The sequence below is a fragment of the Alistipes provencensis genome, from assembly GCF_900083545.1.
GTDB lineage: Bacteria > Bacteroidota > Bacteroidia > Bacteroidales > Rikenellaceae > Alistipes > Alistipes provencensis.
Map to the genome: position 1 here is coordinate 2,856,935 of NZ_LT559262.1, position 17,200 is coordinate 2,874,134.

At 60.6% G+C, this 17,200-nt stretch carries 15 protein-coding genes and 1 pseudogene; 10 read left to right on the forward strand and 6 right to left on the reverse strand.

The window, feature by feature from the left end:
• Positions 1 to 3 precede the first annotated feature (3 nt).
• From fmt to BN5935_RS11175, 5 genes are read right to left on the reverse strand one after another with little or no spacing between them, the layout of a single operon-like run.
• The gene (gene fmt / locus BN5935_RS11155) at positions 4 to 975 is read right to left on the reverse strand and encodes a methionyl-tRNA formyltransferase (protein ID WP_064976149.1); all 972 of its coding nucleotides are present in this window, start codon (positions 973 to 975) and stop codon (positions 4 to 6) included.
• The gene (locus tag BN5935_RS11160) at positions 972 to 1,364 is read right to left on the reverse strand and encodes a VOC family protein (RefSeq protein WP_064976150.1); all 393 of its coding nucleotides are present in this window, start codon (positions 1,362 to 1,364) and stop codon (positions 972 to 974) included. The genes fmt and BN5935_RS11160 overlap by 4 nt, the downstream gene beginning before the upstream one ends.
• Before the next feature lie 4 nt (positions 1,365 to 1,368).
• Positions 1,369 to 2,592: a bifunctional 3,4-dihydroxy-2-butanone-4-phosphate synthase/GTP cyclohydrolase II gene (locus BN5935_RS11165; RefSeq protein WP_064976151.1), complete on the reverse strand. Its 1,224-nt coding sequence runs from the start codon at positions 2,590 to 2,592 to the stop codon at positions 1,369 to 1,371.
• The gene (locus BN5935_RS11170) at positions 2,567 to 4,069 is read right to left on the reverse strand and encodes an LptF/LptG family permease (protein WP_064976152.1); all 1,503 of its coding nucleotides are present in this window, start codon (positions 4,067 to 4,069) and stop codon (positions 2,567 to 2,569) included. Before BN5935_RS11170 ends, BN5935_RS11165 begins: the two co-directional genes overlap by 26 nt.
• The gene (locus BN5935_RS11175) at positions 4,066 to 4,899 is read right to left on the reverse strand and encodes a metal ABC transporter permease (protein WP_064976153.1); all 834 of its coding nucleotides are present in this window, start codon (positions 4,897 to 4,899) and stop codon (positions 4,066 to 4,068) included. Before BN5935_RS11175 ends, BN5935_RS11170 begins: the two co-directional genes overlap by 4 nt.
• Positions 4,900 to 5,068: 169 nt before the next feature.
• Between BN5935_RS11175 and mtaB the strand changes: the two genes are divergently transcribed.
• From mtaB to BN5935_RS15560, 8 genes and pseudogenes are all read left to right on the forward strand, one after another.
• Positions 5,069 to 6,367 carry a tRNA (N(6)-L-threonylcarbamoyladenosine(37)-C(2))-methylthiotransferase MtaB gene (mtaB, locus tag BN5935_RS11180; protein WP_064976154.1) on the forward strand — a complete coding sequence of 433 codons (1,299 nt, stop codon included), beginning with the start codon at positions 5,069 to 5,071 and terminating at the stop codon, positions 6,365 to 6,367.
• 35 nt (positions 6,368 to 6,402) lie between these two features.
• Positions 6,403 to 7,200 (forward strand): hypothetical protein, encoded by a 798-nt coding sequence (locus BN5935_RS11185; protein WP_064976155.1) that lies wholly within the window; start codon positions 6,403 to 6,405, stop codon positions 7,198 to 7,200.
• A 43-nt stretch (positions 7,201 to 7,243) separates the two neighbouring features.
• Positions 7,244 to 8,650 (forward strand): TrkH family potassium uptake protein, encoded by a 1,407-nt coding sequence (locus tag BN5935_RS11190; RefSeq protein WP_064976156.1) that lies wholly within the window; start codon positions 7,244 to 7,246, stop codon positions 8,648 to 8,650.
• Between the two features lie 8 nt (positions 8,651 to 8,658).
• Positions 8,659 to 10,206, forward strand: coding sequence for a sporulation protein (locus BN5935_RS11195; RefSeq protein ID WP_064976157.1), 1,548 nt, complete (start codon positions 8,659 to 8,661; stop codon positions 10,204 to 10,206).
• Positions 10,207 to 10,249: 43 nt separating this feature from the next.
• A complete protein-coding gene (locus BN5935_RS11200) occupies positions 10,250 to 10,720 on the forward strand; it encodes an NfeD family protein (RefSeq protein ID WP_064976158.1) in 471 nt (156 codons plus the stop codon).
• 12 nt (positions 10,721 to 10,732) lie between these two features.
• Entirely contained in the window at positions 10,733 to 11,704 is a 972-nt protein-coding gene (gene floA / locus BN5935_RS11205) for a flotillin-like protein FloA (RefSeq protein ID WP_204244908.1), read from the forward strand.
• A gap of 67 nt (positions 11,705 to 11,771) precedes the next feature.
• Positions 11,772 to 12,572: pseudogene (locus BN5935_RS15555) on the forward strand (alpha/beta hydrolase); the annotation flags it as partial.
• A gap of 42 nt (positions 12,573 to 12,614) precedes the next feature.
• On the forward strand, positions 12,615 to 13,325 hold the full coding sequence (locus BN5935_RS15560; protein ID WP_235821141.1) for an SGNH/GDSL hydrolase family protein: 711 nt from the start codon (positions 12,615 to 12,617) through the stop codon (positions 13,323 to 13,325).
• 40 nt (positions 13,326 to 13,365) lie between these two features.
• Here the strand turns inward: BN5935_RS15560 and BN5935_RS11215 are convergent, their stop codons facing one another.
• Positions 13,366 to 14,133 (reverse strand): CDGSH iron-sulfur domain-containing protein, encoded by a 768-nt coding sequence (locus BN5935_RS11215; RefSeq protein WP_064976159.1) that lies wholly within the window; start codon positions 14,131 to 14,133, stop codon positions 13,366 to 13,368.
• 233 nt (positions 14,134 to 14,366) lie between these two features.
• Here BN5935_RS11215 and BN5935_RS11220 point away from each other — a divergent pair, with 233 nt between their 5' ends.
• Together BN5935_RS11220 and BN5935_RS11225 are read left to right on the forward strand one after the other, a co-directional pair.
• Positions 14,367 to 15,827 carry an FISUMP domain-containing protein gene (locus BN5935_RS11220; RefSeq protein WP_064976932.1) on the forward strand — a complete coding sequence of 487 codons (1,461 nt, stop codon included), beginning with the start codon at positions 14,367 to 14,369 and terminating at the stop codon, positions 15,825 to 15,827.
• Between the two features lie 101 nt (positions 15,828 to 15,928).
• A complete protein-coding gene (locus tag BN5935_RS11225; RefSeq protein WP_064976160.1) occupies positions 15,929 to 17,131 on the forward strand; it encodes an MFS transporter in 1,203 nt (400 codons plus the stop codon).
• Positions 17,132 to 17,200: the final 69 nt, after the last annotated feature.

Below are 17,200 nucleotides of genomic sequence, written 5' to 3' on the forward strand. Positions count from 1 at the left end.
GGGTTATTTTTGGAATCTGTATTGGTTCACGTCGCGCCAGCCCAACAGCAGGTCGCGCACCGGGAGCCGTTTCTTGCCGGCTATCTGCAACTCCCCGACAACGATCCATCCGTCGGCGCACGCCACGCGGATAAAGGTCCGGCCGTCGCTCTCAACCGTGCCGCACGGCAGGCCGTGGGAGGCGGCTTCGAACGTCGCCGAGAACAGCTTGGCGCTCTGCGGCTCCTCGTCGCCCTCGCGGAACATCCCGGTCCACGCCGCCGGATACGGCGACAGGCCGCGGATGAAATCCGCGATGCGCCGGCCCGGAAGCGTCCAGTCGATCCGGCAGTCCTCCTTGAAAATCTTGGGGGCGGGCCGCAGCGTCGACTCGTCGATGTGCTGTTGCTCGACGGGCTGAATCTCCCCTGCGGCGAGGCGCTCCACGGTTTCGGTGACCAACGTAGTTCCGGTGGTCATCAGCTTTTCGTAGAGCGTCCCGACGCTGTCTTCCGGGAGAATGGGCACCCGGACCTGTCCGATGATGCCGCCCTTGTCGATCTCGTGGTTCAGGAGAAACGTGGTGACGCCTGTCTCGGTCTCGCCGTTGATGATCGCCCAGTTGATCGGCGCCGCCCCGCGGTACTGGGGCAGCAGCGACGCATGGAGGTTGAAAGTCCCCAGTTGCGGCATGGCCCAGATCACCTCGGGAAGCATTCGGAAGGCGATCACGATGCCCAAGTCGGGCCGCAACGCCTGCATCGCCCCGACGAACTCCGGGTCTTTCAGCTTTTCGGGTTGCAGGACGGGAAGTCCCAGCTCCAGCGCGGCGATCTTAACTTCGCTCTGGTGGAGTTTCCGGCCCCGTCCGGCGGGTTTGTCGGGTGTGGTCACCACACCCACGACGTTGTAGCCGCCGGCGACGAGCGCCCGCAGCGAAGGCACGGCGAATTCGGGCGTGCCCATGAATACGATGCGAAGGTCTTTGGCGTTCATGATGTCTGTTTGCAGGTAAGTTCGATCTGGTTTCCGTTCGGATCGGCCGCGACACTCTCGAAATAACCGTCGCCCGTGATGCGGGGCTCGCCGAGAATCGGGTGATTGTCGCTGCGGAGCCGCTCGGTCAGTGCGAGCACTTCTTCGCGGCTGCCGAGTTCGAAAGCCATGTGGCATAGTCCCAGTTGCATGGCCGAGTTGCGGCCCCGGATGTCCGTTCGGCGCATCAGTTCCAGCCGGCACCCTCCGCCGAACGCCACGAAATAGGATTCGAACCCTTTGGCCGGATTCGTGTATTTGCCGTTGCTGACACCTCCGAAGTAGCGGACATAGAAATCCCGCAACTCCTCCAGCCGTTCGGTCCAGATGGCGATGTGTGCGATCTCCATTTTGCTATTTTTTCTCCAGACCCAGCGTGTGGTGCATGCGCTCCTGCTTGGTCTCCAGATAGTGTTCGTTGTAAGGGTTCGGGGCGATCACGATGGGCACGATCTCGTCGATGCAGAGTCCGTAGCCCTCCAGTCCGGCCCGCTTGAGCGGGTTGTTGGTCATCAGGCGCATGTGGCGGATGCCCAGCTCGCGGATGATGCTCGCGCCCACGCCGTAGTCGCGCTCGTCGGCCTTGAAGCCCAGCTTGAGGTTGGCATCGACGGTGTCGAGCCCCTCGTCCTGCAACTTGTAGGCGTGAATCTTGTTGCAGAGCCCGATGCCGCGGCCCTCCTGATTGAGATAGATGACGGCGCCCTTGCCCTCCTTTTCGATCATCTGCATGGCGTGGTGCAACTGTTCGCCGCAGTCGCAGCGGTACGAACCGAAGATGTCGCCCGTGACGCACGACGAGTGTACGCGCACCAGCACGGGTTCGTCCTCCGTCCACTCCCCTTTCGTCAGGGCTACATGCTCCACGCCGTTCGATTTCTGGCGGAACGGCGTGATGCGGAACCCGCCCCACTCCGTGGGCAGGGGAACCGTCACGCCCTTCTCGATGATCGACTCCTCCTTGAGGCGGTAGGCGATCAGCGAGGCGATCGAGATGATCTTCAGGTCGAACTTCTTGGCGATCTCCACCAACTGCGGCAGACGGGCCATCGTGCCGTCCTCGTTCATGATCTCGATCAGTGCGCCTGCGGGCTGCAATCCGGCCAGACGGGCCAGATCGATGGCCGCCTCGGTGTGTCCCGGACGGCGCAGCACGCCCTTGTCGCGGGCGCGCAGGGGATTGATATGTCCCGGACGGCCCAGATCGGTGGGTTTCGTTTCGGGATCGGCCAGCGCGCGGATCGTTGCGGCGCGGTCGTGGATCGAGACGCCCGTGGTGCAGTCGTTGCCCAGCAGATCGACCGTCACGGTGAAGGGCGTGCCCAGCAGCGAGGTGTTGTTCTCCTCCATCATATTGAGGCCCAGCTCGGCGCAGCGTTTCTCCGACAGCGGGGCGCACAGTACGCCGCGGCCCTCCTTGAGCATGAAATTCACGATCTCGGGAGTGATCTTCTCCGCGGCGACGATGAAGTCGCCCTCGTTTTCGCGGTCCTCGTCGTCGACGACGATAACGGGTTTGCCGATGCGGAAGTCTTCGATAACCTCCTCTACACTATTCAGAATCGTGTTTTTTGCCATTTCGTTTGAATTTTATCGCGTTCGTCATTTTTTTGATTCCCGGGGTCAGTTTGTCCCGCAGCGCCTTCAGTTTTCCGGCGTACCAGTCCGTATCGAGCAATGCCGAGTCGTTGGTGGCCTTGTAGGTAAGGTATACGGCGATCGGCGTGAGGATGAAGGTCGAGAGCCACATGCCGTAAACGGCGTCCCAGTTACCCTCCTTGGCCAGCTTCTCGCCCGAGAGACTGATGATGTAATAGATCACGAAGAAGATTACCGACACCACCACCGGCAGTCCCAGTCCGCCGCGGCGGATGATGGCGCCCAGCGGCGCGCCGATCAGGAAAAAGATCAGGATCGACACCGGGAGCGATATTTTCTTGTGCCACTCGACCTTCGAGCGGTAGAGCTGGTTGAGCGCCTCCTTGGCGGCCGATTCGTCGAACGCGAACATGTTGCGCGAGTTCTTGGCCAGCGTCCGGGCCTGATCCCATACGCGCTCCTTGTCGCGCGTGGACAATCCGGCGATCGAATCCTGCGCCAGCATGTCACGGAAATGGCGCTTGTCGACCTGCAGGCTGTCGGGCAGCGGCAGTACGGTGTTGTCGCGGGCGAAAATCTGCTCTTTCAGCAGCGGTTCGTAGGAGCTCGTCGTGGCGGCGTTGACCTTTATCTCCAGCGAGTCGATGTCGTGCTGAAGCTCCTGAATGTTCTTGGTCTGGCTGTTCGAGAAGAGGTCGGCATCGGTGCGTCCCTGTGCGAATCCGTCCATCGGGATCACCTGCTTCTGCAGCTCGAACGTGTGGTGGCGCAGGGCGCTCTTGGTGAACCACTGGCTGTTGCGCGTCTGCTCGTAGGTCTCGCCGTGGAAGAGCGTCACCAGCAGGTACCGCTTGTCGTCCGAAAGGCGGATGTAGCCCGAGTCGGCGACGATGGTGTTCATGTTGCCGTTGGCGGCGCGGTTGTCGTAGATCAGCACGTTGTGCAGCAGGTGCGTGTCGGGCTCTTGGTGGCTCACGCGGATCGACATGTTTTCGATCCCGTTGAAGAAGAGCCCGTCCTGAAATTCGAGGGCCTGCTTCTGTTGTCGGATGTCGTAAAGCGTGCTGTACAGCTTCTTGTTGGCGTTCGGGACGAGGTTGTTGCCGATGAAGAAACTGCCGACGGAGACGAACGCCACCAGTATGATGAGCGGCTTGGTGATTTGCACCAGCGACATGCCGGCCGATTTCATGGCCAGCAGTTCGTAGTTCTCGCCCAGATTGCCCATGGTCATGATCGCCGCCAGCAGCATCGAGAGCGGCAGTCCCATCGGGATCATGTTGGCCATGAAGTAGGTCATCAGCTCGATGATGATTCCGGCGCTCAGGCCCTTGCCCACCAGTTCGTCGATATAACGCCACACGATGTTCATCATCAGCACGAACATGACGATGAAGAACGTGAGGACCATCGGCCCCAAGTAGGATTTCAGAACGAGTTTATGGATGGTCTTCATGCGGCTGCTCGCTGTTTTTTGCTACGCAAAGATACAAGTTTTACCAGTATAAGCGTAAGAGTGAGGGTAAATATTATGGCGGCGCCGGGCGGAACCTCGAAATTGTAGCTGGCGACGAGCCCCGCGACGTTGCCCGCGACGGCTACGAGGGGCGCCGTGAGGGCGATGGTGCGGTACGAACGCGAAAGCGTGTTGACGATCACCACGGGCATCGTCACGAGCGAGATCAGCAGCACGATGCCCATGATGCGGATCGAGAGGACGATTGTCACGGCGACCAGCGCGGCCATCAGGTAGGAGATCACGCGCGTGGGGATGCCCCGGCTGCGGGCGAAGTCGCGGTCGAAGGCGACATACATCACGGGCCGCAGCCACAGGAGGGCTCCGGCGACGATCACGGCCGTCAGCGCGGCCAGCGACACGACGTCGCTGTCGGTGACGGTCACGATGCTCCCGAAGAGGTAGGCCGACAGGTCGCCCGAGGTGTAGCCCGGGCGCAGGCTCATGAACAGCGCCCCGACGGCCATGCCGACGGACCAGATGATGCCGATGGCCGAATCCTCGCGGATGTGCCCCCGGCTGCCGGCCCATTCGATGCCCAGCGCCGAGAGGACGGCGAATACCAGCGCCCCGATGATCGGGTTCGCCCCCAGATAGAAGGCGATGCCCAGTCCGCCGAACGAGGCGTGGGTGATGCCTCCGGCGAGGAAAACCATGCGGCGGCAGACGACATAGGTTCCTATGACTCCGCACGTTATGCCCGAAAGCACACACGCCGTGAGTGCGTTCGAGAGATAGCCGTATTGGATCAGGTCGCTGAAAAATTCCATATCTTTCCAAGGGCGAAGTTGTCGGTTGTGTATCAACGATATACCGTGGACAGATGTCGCCGTGCTTCTTTTGCGTTGTTTAATTGCGCGCAAATTTACGCTTTTTTATCGGAAAAGCCTCCTCCTTTCGCACAGTTTTCGTAATTTCGTGCCGGAAAAATACGAATCTATGCAACCTCGCAGAGTCAATTTTCATACCTTGGGCTGCAAGCTCAATTTCTCGGAGTCCTCGACCCTCGCCCGCGAGTTCGAGCGCGGCGGTTTCGTCCGCGTGGCCCCCACGGCCGAGGCGGACATCTGCGTCATCAACAGTTGTTCGGTGACCGAGCATGCCGACAAGAAATGCCGCAACCTGATCCGCAAGCTCCACCGGCGCAACCCTGCGGCGATCATCGCCGTGACGGGGTGTTACGCGCAGTTGAAACCGCAGGAGATAGCCGCCATCGACGGTGTCGATATCGTGTTGAGCAACAACGACAAGGGAGCGTTATTTAAACGGGTGCTTGAACTGTCGGGCAAAGGCCGTGCGCAGGTGTACAGTTGCGACACCGCGTCGCTCACGTCGTTCTTCGCGGCCTTCTCGAGCGGCGACCGCACGCGGGCTTTCCTGAAGGTGCAGGACGGGTGCGACTACTGCTGCTCCTACTGCACGATCCACTACGCCCGCGGTTCGAGCCGTAATATGCCGATCGCCGACCTCGTGGCCGAGGCGCGTCAGATTGCGGCGGCGGGCCAGAAGGAGATCGTCCTGACGGGCGTCAACACGGGGGATTTCGGCCGCACGACGGGCGAGAAATTCATCGACCTGCTGCGGGCGCTCAACGAAGTCGAGGGGATCGAACGCTACCGCATTTCGTCGATCGAACCGAATCTCCTAACCGACGAGATCATAGCCTTTTGCGCCGCGTCACCTAAATTCATGCATCACTTCCACATCCCGCTCCAGAGCGGTTCGGACAAGATACTCGGGCTGATGCGCCGCCGTTACACCACGGCGCGTTTCGCCGAGCGGATCGCGGCCGTGAGGCGGCTGATGCCCGACGCCTTCATCGGCATCGACGTGATCGTGGGCTTTCCGGGCGAGACCGATGCCGATTTCCGCACGACCTATGATTTTCTGGCGGGACTGGAACCCGCTTTCCTGCATATCTTTCCCTTCTCGGAGCGTCCCGGAACCCCGGCCGTCGAGCTGCCCGGCAAGGTGCAGTCGTCGGTGGCCACGGAGCGAGTGGCCGAGTTGGAGGGCCTCTGCGACCGCCTGCACGGTGCATTCTGCGCCCGGGCCGTCGGGACGGAGGATACGGTGCTCTTCGAAAGTACGCGACGCGGGGGCATGATGTTCGGCTTTACGGGCAACTACCGGCGGGTGAAGGCCCCCTACGATGCCGCGAAGGTCAACACGCTCTGCCGCGTGAAACTCGGGGAGATGGACGAATCTCACGATCTGATGGGGGAAATCCGGGATTAATCACTATATTTGCAGGAACGTTAAACAATGGAGATATGACGGGTATGCGCAAACGGGTGACGGTCGGATTTCTGAGCATCGTCTGCCTGCTGTTTTTTTCGGGTATGGTCTCGTTTCTCGAGCTGAGCCACCTGAGCCGCGATACGGGCGAGATACTCAAGGCCAACAAACGCAACATCGAGCTGGCCAAGGAGATGCTCGACGCGGCCCACGAGCAGAATATTGCGCTCATCAAACTTTCGGTCTTCGGCGACCGGTCGTGCGACAGCCTGTGCCGCGCCAGCATGGAGCGGCTCGAAAGTACGCTGTCGGTGGCTCAGGGCGAGGCTCTCGAGAAATCGTTTCTCGATTCGCTGGCTTTCGCCACGACCGAGCTGCGTCTGCTGACGGACAACTACCTCGCTTTCGGGGGTGTCGGAACTGCGAACGCCGCCGCAGCGGTGGCTGCCGGCCGTGCCGACTCGCTCGGCAGCAGGTGGTACAGCGACGAATATCAGGCGCTCTACGGCCGCCTGACCGCCGCCATCAAGAGCTACATGACCTCGACGCAGAGTTCGTTGGTGCCGCGTGCCGAACAGATGAAGAAGAATGCCTACAGAGCCGTTACGCCGGTGCTGATCTCGGTGGCCGTGATGATCGCCATCGTGCTGATGCTCTTCTACTTCATGTCGATCTACTGCGTGACGCCCATCGAGCGGATGAACAAGGGGCTGGGCGACTGGATCGCGTTCCGCGTGCCGTTTGCCGTCAAGGGCGACTTCAAGGACGAGGTGCTGGACCTCAAGGAGAAGATCGAGACGCTCATAAACATTTCCAAGCAGACCAAAGCCTGATGCCATGCGGGTAGATGTGGTTTTACGATATGTAGGAGTCGTGATGCTCTTCATCGCGATGTTCATGCTGCTTTCGGCGGGAATTTCCTACCTCAGCGGCATGGATTCGGCGTTCTATCCCCTGCTGCTCTCCTCGCTGCTCACGGCCCTGCTGGGCGCTTTCCCGCTGATATTCGTCGAGAAACGCGAGCAGATCACCAACAAGGAGGGATTCTGCATCGTCGTGGGAGCGTGGCTCGTGGCCTGCGTCGTGTCGATGTTCCCCTACCTGATCTGGGGCGGGGAGTTCTCGCTGGTCAACGCTTGGTTCGAGAGCGTCTCGGGGCTTACGACCACCGGGTCGACCGTCCTGAACGACGTCGAGGCCCTGCCGCGCGGATTGCAGTTCTGGCGCATGTCCTCGACGTGGATCGGCGGTATGGGCGTGGTGATGTTCGCGCTGGTGGTCCTGCCCTCGATGGGCCGCAGCAAGATGATGCTCTCCAACGTGGAGCTCTCGACGATGGCCAAGGACAACTACCGCTACCGTTCGCAGATTATCGTGCAGATTCTGCTGGTGGTCTACGTCGGGCTGACGATCCTCTCGACCGTGATGCTCAAGCTGGCGGGCATGAACTGGTTCGACGCGCTGTGTCACGCCATGTCGGCCTGCGCCACGAGCGGATTCTCGACCAAGAACGCCAGCGTGGCCTATTTCAACAGCCCGATGATCGACACGATCCTGATCTTCACGATGGCTACGGCCGGTATTCATTTCGGACTGATCTACGCCACGGTGACCGGCAAGCGCAACAACATCTTCCGTTCGGAGGTGACGCGCTGGTACCTCGGGATGCTGCTGGCGGGCGGTGTGCTGATCGCCGTAAGCCTCTATGCCGCGGACCTCTACCCCACGCTGACGACGTCGTTCCGCTATGCGATGTTCCAGTTCGTGTCGGTGGTCACCACGACGGGATTCGCCACGGCCGACTCCAACACATGGACCTCGTTCGCCGTCATCCTGCTGATCTTCGGCTCGATCGTCTGCGCCTGTGCGGGCTCCACGGCGGGCGGCATCAAGGTCAACCGGCTGGTGCTGGCCGGAAAGATGATGCGCACGCGCCTGCGTCAGCAGCAGCACCCCAACGCCATCATCCGCATCAAGCTCGACGGCGTGATTCAGGAGAACGAGGCGCTGCATGCGGTGATGATCTTCATCGTCACCTACCTGATGTTCATTCTCGCCGGCACGGTCTTCGGCACGGCGCTCGGCGTCGACCTGACGACCAGTTTCACGGGTTCCGTGGCCTCGATGGGCAACGTCGGACCCGGATTCGGTGAGCTCGGCTCGATGGATAACTTCTCGGCGATGCCCGCGGCGTTCAAGTTTTCCAGTTCGCTGCTGATGCTGCTGGGGCGTCTGGAGATTTTCGGACTGATACAGATTTTTTTCATTAAATGGTGGAGATGACCCAAGCTATGTTTCGCAAGGTTTTCACATATGTGCTGGGCGCGGCTTTTCTGGCTGTCGGCGTGCTGCATGCCCAGCAGCCGAAGGTAGAGGCCCGCATTGCCGGGCTGGAGGGCAACGCGGAGTACATGTCGCTGCTGAGGGAGGATGCGCAGTTGCAGATGCGCGAGGATTCGATCGTGAACGCCGTGGAGCGCATGCGCCAGCGGCTGCGCGAGGACCCTGCGCGGCGTCAGGAGTTTTCGCAGGAGATTCTGCAACTGGAGAGCCGGATCTTCGAAATCCGCAACGCCAAGGGACGCCTGATCGACCGCATAAACACCATCGAGCAGGAGTGGGTGCTGGCCAACCTGAACGGTGTGGCGCAGCAGCCCGTAGGGCCCGTTGCGGCCGATCCCGCGGCGTCGGTGCCCGATTCGCTGAAGGTTCGCAATCTGGTGGACAACCTCTATTTCCGCGAACACCTCTCGTCCGAGGACTATACGGCTCTGCGCAATGCCCAGAAACTGGAGATGCGGGCTGTGGACTATATCAACCGCTATTTCGCCAACTACGGGACGCTCTCCGAACTGGCCGAATCTTATGCCGCGGTGCAGACCGAGGCCGAGGCGGTGGAGATTTACGAACGTTACCGGGCGCTGGAGGGGATGAACCGCGTGCTGGCCGACTCGTTGGCCGCGACGTGGAATTACATCTTCGACAACAAGAACTACGCCTACGGCTACCTGCTCGACAAGATGGGCAAGGAGGATATTCTCGCCCGCGAGGAGGAGGCGCTTTCGGAGGCCGCGCGGCAGTTGTCGGCGTTGCAGGGCCAGACGGCTTCGGAAGCCGTGGCGGATTACCTGCTGCGCAAGCGGGTGATGGTCGACTACGAGGCCTCGGTGGCCGGCGTGCTGGCGCTGGACGCCGCGCGCGACTCGCTCAAAGGCGTGGCGGCGCAGTTGGAGGCGATCGATTACCGCCTGCCGCGGGTCGACGTCGCCGAACGCTATTTCCTCGACTACGACAGCGTGGCGTTCTCGTCGACGCCGAAATACTCCTACCAGCACCCTATTCCCGAATGCAAGGTCTACGCCAACGGCACGATCTACCGCATCCTGCTGGGAACCTACAACACCAAGCGTGCCGCGGCGACGTTCCGGGGGGCCTATCCGCTCTTCTATCTGGTGAACGATGCCGGCAAGTGGTGCTACTATACGGGCGGATTCGCCACGCTGGACGAGGCCGAGGCGGCGCAGGCGCTGCTGAAAAAACGCGGTTTCGTGCGGCCTGAGATTGTGGTGTGGACCGACGGTGCGTACCGCAATCTGTCGCTCGAACCCGATTCGCAAAAGCTCCTCTACCGGGTCGAGATCACCGGGACCGATGCCCTGTCGGACGAGGTGAAGCAGGTGATCGCCGCCACAGCCGAGGGTTACGAGCTGTCGCGCGTGGGCCAGCAGCTCTTCATCGTCGGGTCGTTCGACGACAAGGCCGTCGCCGACCGTCTGGCCGACGCCATCCGGCAAACGGACGCCGCATTGGAAATAAAAGTCGCGGAGATAGCGGAATAACCGAATTTTTTTCCTATCTTTATTGCAATATTCTACAAGCCCTATGGAGATGTTCTATATTGTACTGCTCGTTTTCTTCGGACTGCTGTTTCTGGTAGCCGAACTCGTCCTGCTGCCCGGCGTGTCGATCGGCGCCCTGCTGGCGCTGGTCTGCTACGGAAGTTCGGTCTATCTCGCTTTCCGCGATTTCGGGACCGGGGCGGGAATTCTGGTCATCGTCATCATTCTCGTGCTGTCGCTCGTCGCCACGGTCATTTCCCTGCGGGCGAAGACGTGGCAGCGCTTCTCGCTCAAGCAGGAGATACGTTCGTCGAGCACCCCCGTCATGCCCGCCGAAGAACTGCAGATCGGCGACCGCGGCGTCACCCTCTCGCGTCTCTCGCCCATGGGCAAGGTCGAAATCGGAGGACGCACCTACGAAGCCAAGTCGCTCGGGGCTTATGTCGATCCGCAGCGCGACATCGAGGTCGTGGGCTTCGAGAATTTCAGCGTCATCGTAAAAACTATCAAATAACAACACTACACTATGGATTTACAGGCAGGAATGATCGTACTGATCGTCTTCGTGAGCCTTTTTGCGATCTGGCTCATCTTCTATTTCATCCCGGTGGGACTGTGGTTCTCGGCTTTGGTGTCGGGCGTGCGCATCAGCCTGCTGCAACTGGTCCTGATGCGTTGGCGCAAGGTGCCGCCCTCGGTGATCGTCTCCTCGATGATCGAGAGCACGAAAGCCGGCCTGACGCTCAACCCCAACGAACTGGAGGCCCACTACCTCGCCGGCGGTAACGTCACGAACGTGGTGCATGCGCTGGTCTCGGCGCAGAAGGCCAACATCCTGCTGGACTTCAAGATGGCGACGGCCATCGACTTGGCGGGCCGCGACGTGTTCGAGGCCGTGCAGATGTCCGTGAATCCGAAGGTCATCAACACGCCTCCCGTGGCCGCCGTGGCCAAGGACGGCATCCAGTTGATCGCCAAGGCCCGCGTTACGGTGCGTGCCAACATCAAGCAGTTGGTCGGCGGAGCCGGTGAGGAGACCGTGCTGGCGCGCGTCGGCGAAGGCATCGTTTCGTCGATCGGTTCGGCGGCGTCGCACAAGATCGTGCTCGAGAATCCCGATTCGATCTCGCGCGTGGTGCTCGAAAAGGGCCTCGACGCAGGAACGGCTTTCGAAATCCTCTCGATCGACATCGCCGACATCGACGTGGGCAAGAACATCGGCGCCCAGTTGCAGATGGATCAGGCGCAGGCCGACAAGAATATCGCACAGGCGAAGGCCGAGGAGCGCCGCGCAATGGCCGTGGCCCTCGAGCAGGAGAACAAGGCCAAGGCGCAGGACGCCCGCGCCAAGGTGATCCTCTCCGAAGCCGAAGTGCCGCTGGCCATGGCCGAAGCCTTCCGCAACGGCAATCTGGGCATCATGGACTACTACAAGATGAAGAATATAATGGCCGACACGCAGATGCGCGAGACCATTGCAAAACCGGAGAAGAAATAACTCCGCTGGATTTGTTATCAGGGGTGCGCGTCGTGCGTGCCCTTTTTTGTGAAATATTCCGAAAGCTATGAAACGATATCTTCTGATCCTTGTATTCGTTCTCGCCGCGGCGACCGTCTCCGCGGCCCGGATCGACACCGTGGCGGTCTTCAGCGCGAAGATGCGGCGCGACATCCCGGCGCTGGTCGTGGTGCCCGACGCCGGCATCGGGCAGCGTATGCCCGTCCTCTACCTGCTGCACGGTTACAGCGGCTCGTACATGACTTGGCAGCGCGACGTCACGGACCTGCGTCCGCTGGCCGACGCCTACGGTATGATCATCGCCTGCCCCGACGGCGCGAACAGTTGGTATTGGGACAGCCCCCTCGACCCGTCGTCGCAGTTCGAGACTTTCGTGTCGCAGGAGTTCCCCGACTGGATCGACGCGCACTACCTGACGATCCCCTCGCGCGAGGGACGCGCCATCACGGGCCTCAGCATGGGCGGTCACGGCGCCCTGTGGACCGCCCTGCGCCACAAGGACCGCTTCGGGGCTGCGGGTTCGACCTCGGGAGGCGTGGACATCCGCCCTTTCCCCGATTCGTGGGAGATGAAAAAGCAGTTGGGTGAATTGAAACAGCATCCCGAACGCTGGGACGCGCATACGGTCATCAATCAGGCGGACGGGCTCAGCGACGGCGAGCTGGCTCTCGTGATCGACTGCGGCTATCAGGATTTCTTCTATCAGGTGAATGTGAACCTGCACGAGAAGCTGATGCGGCGCGGCGTGAGCCACGATTTCCTGACGCGTCCCGGGGAGCACAACTCCGCCTACTGGTCCAACTCGCTCCCCTATCAGGTGCTCTTTTTCCACCGCTATTTCCAGCGGCAGACGCCCCCGGAGGCCGTGGCCGTGGCGACGGGACGGCGGGTGGTCTTCATCGGCGACTCGATCACCGACGGCAACTGGGGCAAGGGCGACGGCAAACCCTCGTCCGAACGGAACCTTACGGACCGCAACCACCTCTACGGCAGCGGCTATATGTACCTTTGCGCCTCGTATTATCAGGGATATCGTCCCCGGCGGGGCTACCTGTTCTTCAACCGCGGGGTGAGCGGCAATACGCTCGACGAACTCGCGGCCCGCTGGCAGGAGGATGTCGTGGCCCTGCGCCCTGACGTGCTGTCGGTGATGGTCGGCACCAACGACGTGGGCCGCTATCTCCACGGACGGATGGTCAGTGCCGCCGCCGAAAAACCGGATTTCGACTTCGCGGGTTGGGAAAAGACCTACCGCCGCCTGCTCGACGAGGCCCGGCGGGCGAATCCCGACCTGAAAATCCTTCTCTGTACGCCTTTCGCGGCTCCCGTAGGGGAGATCGCCGAGGGTGTGTGGGGTGAATACTATCCCCTGCGGCAGCAACTGCTGGCGCGGTGCTGTGCGGTCGTCGAACGGATCGCCGCCGATTACGGCGCGGCCCTCGTGCCGTTCCACCGGCTGGTCGCCGACCTCGAAACGAAGCTGCCGAACGGCGACGCGACCTACTGGGTGTGGGACGGCATCCACCCCACGCCTGCCTGCCACCGCCGGATGGCCGACTGCTGGATTGAAGCCGCCGCCCGGAGCGGGGCGATGGAATAAATGAAAAAAAGGGCTTTTCCACGGAAAAGCTCCTTTTTGTTTAATAAACCTCTTCGGGAAGCGTCTCGCCGACAGGTTCTCCTTCGAGGTTGTCGCGCCATTTGATCGCGGCGTGCGTACCGTCGCAGTAGGGCTTGTTCGCCGACTGCCCGCAGCGGCAGACGACCACGCGGTTGCGGATTTCGTAGGTCTTGCCCGTCTCGCGCCGCAGGGCGATGCCGCCGCGAATCCACAGCCCGCCGCTGCTGCCGATGGTGACGTCCTCGATCAGCCCGAGACTGGGTTCGAAGCGGAATTCGAAGGGTTTTCCCGAACTTTTGTCCCACGCCGTGAGCCGGCCGCCGGGGCACATCGACGCTTCGCGGATCGCCATCCGGCGCGCTTCGGGGGCGGACGACTGTTCGGTGAGCGTCCACGCATTGCCCTCCGGGTGGCAGAAGCGCGCGAAAACGCAGTATTTGGGGTTGTCGGTCATTTCGAGCGTGCCGCCCTCGATCACCTCGGCCTTGTCGAGCAGCGATTCGGATTGCGCCGTGAGGGTCGGGTCCCACATGGCCTTTTCGTGGCTTCCGTCGCAGTAGGGCTTGCGCCGCGACGCCCCGCAGCGGCAGAGCGCCGTGGGTTCGGCCTCGGTCGAGAAGTGGCGGCCCTCCTGAAAATACCAGCTCTCGTTGTTCTCGTTGGGCATGATGAACTGCTCGGCCAGCGGCGGACGTCCGTAGACCAGATAGGGCCCCTTTTCGGTCACGGTGATACTCAAGTGCTCCCCGGCGGGGGAACTTCCCGTCTCGATTTTCAATTTCGACATACTATATGCGTTTCTGATTCGTTAGTGAACCGGTGGCAATAATTGTTCCCAAATGCAATTATTTGAGACAGGAGGGTGGAATTATTCGGCTTTTTCCTATCTTTGGTGCCGTAACGGCACTTTTAGGAGGGTGAAAGATTTGCCGAACCGGGCATAATTTGGTTTTGCACCCGGCTGACTTTTTATTACCTTTGTAACCGATTTTGAAACTGAAACAAGATAAAATGAACTATATGAAAAGATTCGCAGGGTTGGTTTGCGCGGTCGCGGCCATCGTATTTTTCGCTTCGTGCAGCAAGGACAAGGAGTCGGGCAGTCTCTCGTTCAACTCCCCGGCCGTATTCCTGTCGGCAGGCCAGACCGCAACGGTGGGCTTCAAGTCCGTCAACCTCCAGAATCTCTCGGTGACCAACAAGCCTACGGGCTGGGCCGACCCGACGATCGACGTCGCAGCGCAGACCCTGACGATCACGGCCCCCGCATCGTTCGACGACGACGAGGTCAAGACCGGTTCGCTGGTGCTGGCCGGGACGCCCAAGGGCGGTTCGTCGGTTTCGGCGACGCTCTTCGTGGGTGTGGTCGAGAGCGAGGACCTGAGCGGTAAGCCCGCTAACAGCTATATTGTCAGCAAGCCGGATCATAACTACCTGATCAGCGCCATGCACCGGGGCGACATTATGGCGGTGCTTCCGGCATCGGTGGATGTGGTGTGGCAGAGCAAGTCGGGGCTGATCCAGTATACGGAACTCCGCGACGGCAAAGTGTCGTTCTATGTGGGAGCCGACAGCGACGACGAGGAGAAGATCAAGGAGGGCAACGCCGTGATCGGAGCCTACGACGCTGGCGGCACGATGATCTGGAGCTGGCACATCTGGGCTGTGAACTACGATCCCGAAGCATCGGTGGTTAATTTCAACGGCTATGAGATGATGGACCGCAACCTCGGTGCGCTGGCCAACGACAACTCGACGACGGACAAGATACTTGCCTCCTACGGGCTTTATTACCAGTGGGGCCGCAAGGACCCGTTCATCGGCCCGGCGTCGTACAACGCCGCTAACGGCGCGTCGGCCAGCATGTACAACGGCGGCGGCAGCCGTGTCTACCTGAAGACCGAGGTTTCGAGCGCCGAAGCCGGAACGATGGATTACGCCGTGCGGAATCCGCTGACGTTCATTGTGGGCGTTTCCGGTTCGGAGTACGACTGGCTGTGGAGCGCCCATTCCGACGCGCTGTGGTCCGAAACGCAGAAGAGCGTCAACGACCCCTGCCCCTACGGCTGGCGCGTGGCTCCTGCGGTGGCTTTCGATCAACTTTTTATTTATAATATACCCTCGGCGGAATATGCCGACAAGTTCGGCTGGACATTGGCGCATCCGGACACCGGGGCCTCCTCGCTGTTTATCGGCGCAGGACGCCGCATCTACCGGCACACGCAGGAGAACGACACGCAGGGCGGCGGAAGCATCCAGAATTTCTATCCTACGCCCATTCCGGACACCCAAGTCCGCAGTTCGGCCATCTACAACCAGCCGTGGGTAGGCTATTACTGGACGGCAGCCGCTTCCGGAACCCAATCCTCGGCGTTCTATTTCTGGTTCGACAAGAGCGATCCGGAAAACAGCGGAGTTACGCATAACACGCCGCAGTACCGTGCCAACGGCATGCAGGTGCGCTGCGTGAAAGCGAATTAGCACAAACTTAAGAAGAAACCCCAACCGTCGGGCCGGCCATGATGCCGGTCCGTTTTTTTGGTATAACAGTTGCGGGGTCGGGATACTAAAAATCCCAGACCATGAAAATCAAAACCGGAAAAGGTTCCATCCCGCTCGTCGTCCTGCTGGCCGTCTGGTCCGTGTCGGCCATCGCGTCGCTGCCCGGACTGGCCGTCTCCCCCATTCTGGGCGATTTGAACAAGGTGTTTCCCAAGGTCACGGACCTCGAAATACAGATGCTCACGTCGCTGCCTTCGCTGCTGATAATCCCCTTCGTACTGCTTTCGGGAAAACTCTCCGAAGGCCGCGACAAACTGACGATCCTGACCGTCGGGCTCTCGATCTTCTTCCTGAGCGGCGTGGCGTGTCTGTTCGCCCGCAGTATGACGTGGCTGATCGTCATCAGTTGTATCCTCGGCATCGGAGCCGGGATGGTCATTCCCTTGTCCACGGGCCTCGTCGTCGATTATTTCACGGGCGACTACCGCGTCCGGCAGTTGGGTTACAGCTCGGCGATCAACAACCTGACGCTCGTTGTGGCCACCGTGGTCACGGGCTATCTGGCCGATGTCGACTGGCATCTCCCCTTTCTGGTCTACACGCTGCCGGGCATCTCGCTGGCGCTCTCGTTCTTCCTCAAACGGCGGCGTTCGGAGCCCGAACCCGAGCAGAGCATCCAACTGCGTCACAAACGTATCGACCGCCGTAAGCTGGCGGGGCTGATGCTGTTCTATTTCTTCGCCACCTATGCCGTGCTGGCAGTGGCTTTCTACGCCTCGTTTCTCATCGACGACTACAAGATCGACAGCTCCTTTTCGGGGGTACTGATCTCGCTCTTCTTTCTGGCGATCATGCTCCCGGGGCTCTTTATCGACAAGATTATCGGCAGGTTGAAACAGAATGTCAACCTCGTGTCGCTGGGGCTGATCTGCGCGGGACTGCTGTGTGTCGGGATTTTCCGCGACCGGGCGATGCTCGCCGTCGGGGCCCTGCTCACGGGATTCGGCTACGGGGTGATACAGCCCGTTATCTATGACAAGGCCGCGACCATCGCCCCGCCCCGCTCGGCGACCTTGGCGCTGTCGTTCGTCATGGCGATGAACTACCTCGCCGTGATGGTCTGCCCCTTTATCGTGGACCTGTTCCGGCATCTGTTCCACACCCGCAGCGATAGGTTCCCGTTCTTCTTCAACGCCGCGCTGGTGCTCGTCGTGGTCCTCGTCACTTGGCGCCGCCGCGAAAATTTCACATTGGGGCTCGATGAATCCTATTACAAAAGCTGACGGATTGCTTTGAAATGATATAAAAAGTTTTATTTTTGTACTGAAAAGTTGCAACCAAATAAAACTCTT

Bases quoted from the DNA above. Each gene is read 5' to 3' on its own strand.
- floA (WP_204244908.1), top strand. From the start codon at position 10,733: ATGGATTTACAGGCAGGAATGATCGTACTGATCGTCTTCGTGAGCCTT.
- BN5935_RS11175 (WP_064976153.1), bottom strand. From the start codon at position 4,899: ATGGAATTTTTCAGCGACCTGATCCAATACGGCTATCTCTCGAACGCA.
- BN5935_RS11215 (WP_064976159.1), bottom strand. From the start codon at position 14,133: ATGTCGAAATTGAAAATCGAGACGGGAAGTTCCCCCGCCGGGGAGCAC.
- BN5935_RS11185 (WP_064976155.1), top strand. From the start codon at position 6,403: ATGACGGGTATGCGCAAACGGGTGACGGTCGGATTTCTGAGCATCGTC.
- fmt (WP_064976149.1), bottom strand. From the start codon at position 975: ATGAACGCCAAAGACCTTCGCATCGTATTCATGGGCACGCCCGAATTC.
- mtaB (WP_064976154.1), top strand. From the start codon at position 5,069: ATGCAACCTCGCAGAGTCAATTTTCATACCTTGGGCTGCAAGCTCAAT.
- BN5935_RS11225 (WP_064976160.1), top strand. From the start codon at position 15,929: ATGAAAATCAAAACCGGAAAAGGTTCCATCCCGCTCGTCGTCCTGCTG.
- BN5935_RS11220 (WP_064976932.1), top strand. From the start codon at position 14,367: ATGAAAAGATTCGCAGGGTTGGTTTGCGCGGTCGCGGCCATCGTATTT.
- BN5935_RS11170 (WP_064976152.1), bottom strand. From the start codon at position 4,069: ATGAAGACCATCCATAAACTCGTTCTGAAATCCTACTTGGGGCCGATG.
- BN5935_RS11190 (WP_064976156.1), top strand. From the start codon at position 7,244: ATGCTCTTCATCGCGATGTTCATGCTGCTTTCGGCGGGAATTTCCTAC.
- BN5935_RS11160 (WP_064976150.1), bottom strand. From the start codon at position 1,364: ATGGAGATCGCACACATCGCCATCTGGACCGAACGGCTGGAGGAGTTG.
- BN5935_RS11165 (WP_064976151.1), bottom strand. From the start codon at position 2,592: ATGGCAAAAAACACGATTCTGAATAGTGTAGAGGAGGTTATCGAAGAC.
- BN5935_RS11195 (WP_064976157.1), top strand. From the start codon at position 8,659: ATGTTTCGCAAGGTTTTCACATATGTGCTGGGCGCGGCTTTTCTGGCT.
- BN5935_RS11200 (WP_064976158.1), top strand. From the start codon at position 10,250: ATGGAGATGTTCTATATTGTACTGCTCGTTTTCTTCGGACTGCTGTTT.